The organism is Mesorhizobium sp. M7A.F.Ca.AU.002.02.1.1 (genome assembly GCF_003998535.1).
In the GTDB taxonomy this organism is placed as follows: domain Bacteria; phylum Pseudomonadota; class Alphaproteobacteria; order Rhizobiales; family Rhizobiaceae; genus Mesorhizobium; species Mesorhizobium ciceri.
This window is the reverse complement of the sequence record NZ_RZPB01000709.1, coordinates 1-3,093: the sequence shown is the minus strand read 5'-3', so window position 1 is coordinate 3,093 and position 3,093 is coordinate 1. Positions and strand designations below refer to the sequence as shown.

3 protein-coding genes and 1 pseudogene are annotated in these 3,093 nt (G+C 60.7%); 3 read left to right on the top strand and 1 reads right to left on the bottom strand.

Annotation, left to right across the window (positions count from 1 at the left end; all coding sequences use genetic code 11):
- Both EN879_RS29865 and EN879_RS29860 read left to right on the top strand, forming a co-directional pair.
- A pseudogene (locus tag EN879_RS29865) lies at positions 1-388 on the top strand (porphobilinogen synthase); the annotation flags it as partial.
- Positions 389-605: 217 nt separating this feature from the next.
- Entirely contained in the window at positions 606-1,253 is a 648-nt protein-coding gene (locus EN879_RS29860) for a dihydrofolate reductase family protein (RefSeq protein WP_063167762.1), read from the top strand.
- A 51-nt stretch (positions 1,254-1,304) separates the two neighbouring features.
- On the opposite strand, the gene ppk2 is transcribed toward EN879_RS29860, so the two are convergent.
- Complete coding sequence (ppk2, locus tag EN879_RS29855) at positions 1,305-2,225, bottom strand: polyphosphate kinase 2 (protein ID WP_013532260.1); 921 nt, start codon at positions 2,223-2,225, stop codon at positions 1,305-1,307.
- 278 nt (positions 2,226-2,503) lie between these two features.
- Between ppk2 and EN879_RS29850 the strand changes: the two genes are divergently transcribed.
- Positions 2,504-3,093 (top strand): aldo/keto reductase (locus tag EN879_RS29850; protein ID WP_164774667.1); only part of this gene is annotated, 590 nt, incomplete at its 3' end.

Sequence of the window (3,093 nt, the reverse complement as noted above, 5' to 3'; positions counted from 1 at the left end):
CTCGGCCTTCTACGGACCCTATCGCGAGGCGGTGGGCACCGCCGGTCTGCTCAAGGGCGACAAGAAGACCTATTACATCGACCATGCCAATTCGGACGAGGCGGTGAGAGAGGCCGAACAGGACATCGCCGAGGGCGCCGACATGCTGATGGTCAAGCCCGGCCTGCCCTATCTCGACATCATCCGGCGGCTGAAGGACGAGTTCCAGATGCCGACCTTCGCCTACCAGGTGTCGGGCGAATATTCGATGATCAAGGCGGCAGGCGCCAATGGCTGGATCGACGGCGAGAAGGCAATGCTGGAATCGCTGCTCGCCTTCAAGCGCGCCGGCTGCGACGGCATCCTGACCTATTTCGCACCCGAAGTGGCGGAGATGCTGAAGGGGTAATTTCTCTTCGCGACGACGGCCGGTCGCGGCGAGCAATGTCGGCCAATCCGCTTCGACATCCATACCAATTTCCGGCTCTTGGCCGGGGAATCCATAGCGAGGGCCACTTGACCGTTGCGTGGGCTTCGTTTGAGCTTGAAAATACCGCTTGCAATTCACAATCGGTTTGTTACAAAAAACTGCTTGCAAAACACAATCGGTTATCGAGGAGGCTCGCATGTCCAAACTTCGCGTCAACGCTTTCACCCTATCGCTCGACGGCTATGGCGCCGGTCCCGATCAGGATCTGCAAAATCCGCTCGGCGTCGGTGGGGAATCCTTGCACAAGTGGTTTGTCGACACCCGCACCTTCCGCGAGATGGTGCTCGGACAAGATGGCGGCACCACCGACGTCAACGAGGCGTTCGCGGCGCGCAGCTTCGAAAATGTCGGCGCCTGGATCCTCGGCCGCAACATGTTCGGACCGATCCGCGGCGAATGGCCTGACGACAGCTGGAAAGGCTGGTGGGGCGACAACCCGCCCTATCATGTGCCGGTTTTCGTGCTGACCCATCACAAGCGGGAACCGATCACGATGGAGGGCGGCACCACTTTCCACTTCGTCGTCGACGGCATCCATTCAGCTCTTGAACAGGCAAAGGCTGCCGCTGGCGGCAAGGATGTGCGGGTCGGCGGCGGCGTCGCCACCATACGGCAATATCTGCAGGAAAAACTGATCGACGAGATGCATCTGGCGATCGCGCCGCTGCTGCTGGGCACGGGCGAGAACCTTTTTGCCGGCCTGGACATGCTCAAGCTCGGCTATGTCTGCAGCGAGCAGGTGGCGACCCCGCTCGCGACGCACGTCACCATCAAGCGGGCGTAAGGTGGAGAGCCAATCTCTCCCCTCGTGGGGGAGATCGCAGCTTCGTCTGCCTCAATACTTCTCCGGCACGTAGAGCTCGCGCGGCAGCACCTGGCGTTCGTATTCGGGGTTGAAGACGCGCTCCGGCAAAGTGATCTCCTCGTGCGGCACTTCCTCGTAAGGCAGCTGCTTGAGCAGATGGTCGATGCAGTTCAGCCGCGCGCGTTTCTTGTCGTTGCCCTCGACGATGAACCAGGGCGCTTCCGGGATGTTGGTGCGGGCGAAGGTCTCTTCCTTGGCCTTGGTGTACTGCTCCCAGCGCACGCGCGACTGCAGGTCCATCGGCGACAGTTTCCACTGTTTCATCGGATCGTGGATGCGCATCAGGAAGCGCATCTGCTGTTCCTCGTCGGTGATCGAGAACCAGTATTTGACCACGGTGATGCCCGAGCGGACCAGCATGCGCTCGAATTCCGGCACGTCGTGGAAGAATTCTTCGACCTGATCGGGCTGGGCAAAGCCCATCACCCGCTCGACGCCCGAGCGGTTGTACCATGAGCGGTCGAACAGCACGATCTCGCCGCCGGCCGGCAGATGCGGGACATAGCGCTGGAAATACCATTGCGACTTTTCGCGCTCCGTCGGCGCCGGCAGTGCGACGACACGGCAGATGCGCGGGTTGAGGCGCTGGGTGATGCGCTTGATGACACCGCCCTTGCCGGCCGAATCGCGTCCCTCGAAGATCACCACCAGCTTCTTCTTGTGGTGGGCGACCCAGGACTGCAGCTTGATCAATTCGGACTGCAGGGTGATCAGGTCGCGAAAATACTGCATGCGATCGATCGAAGGCGGATGCGAGTTCTTGTAGATCTTGGCGATCTCCATCGACAGCGCCGGCTCCGACATTTCGAGCTCATAGTCTTCGTCAAGCGTGTCGGCGAGCTCGGCTTCAAGCCAATCCCTGGCCGGAGAATTCTGTTTTAGCTCGGTCATTATCGGCTGCTCCACTTGCAAGCTCTGTCGATCCACGTCCGGCGCCCCAAACTCCCGGCCTACAGCCCGGGAACGGCAACACCTGAGCCGACTTCCATATAGGCCTGCAATGACGGTTTTATTGCAGCGCGAGCATGGTCACCACCGCTGTCGGTCCAGCCAGGCATGATCGATCCGCCGCGCTGGCATGGAGACACGTCGCCCAAATTGTCCTACAAATAGCGGCCACTTTCGGGCGGCCCTCCCCAGCCCTTTCCCAATGCAATCGCGAGGACGACATGGAATACCGCACCCTCGGCCGTTCCGGCCTGAAAGTATCGACACTGACCATGGGGACCATGACGTTCGGTGGCGCCGGTGCTTTTTCGGCGGTCGGCAAGACCGATCTCGACGAAGCGCGCCGGATGATCGATCTCTGTATCGACGCCGGCATCAATGTCATCGACACCGCCAATGTCTATTCGAACGGCATTTCCGAAGAAATCATCGGCGAAGCGCTCGGCGGCAAGCGCAAGGGCGACGTGCTGATCGCCTCCAAGGCACGGATGCGGATCGGCAAAGGTCCAAACGACGAAGGCCTGTCGCGCCATCACCTGATTCGGGAATGCGAGAAGAGCCTGAAGCGGCTCAAGACCGACGTCATCGACATCTATTTCCTGCACGAATGGGATGGCGTGACGCCGCTGGAGGAAACCATCGGCGCGCTCGACACGCTGGTTGCCCAGGGCAAGATCCGCTATGTCGGCTGCTCCAACTATTCCGGCTGGCAGGTGATGAAGGCGCTCGGCATCAGCGACAGCCGTCATCAGCCGCGCTTCATCACGCAGCAGATCCACTACACGCTGGAAGCGCGCGAAGCGGAGTACGA

What these genes read in the sequence shown, in the direction of transcription:
- EN879_RS29860 (WP_063167762.1), top strand. Translation starts at nt 606, where the DNA reads ATGTCCAAACTTCGCGTCAACGCTTTCACCCTATCGCTCGACGGCTAT.
- ppk2 (WP_013532260.1), bottom strand. Translation starts at nt 2,225, where the DNA reads ATGACCGAGCTAAAACAGAATTCTCCGGCCAGGGATTGGCTTGAAGCC.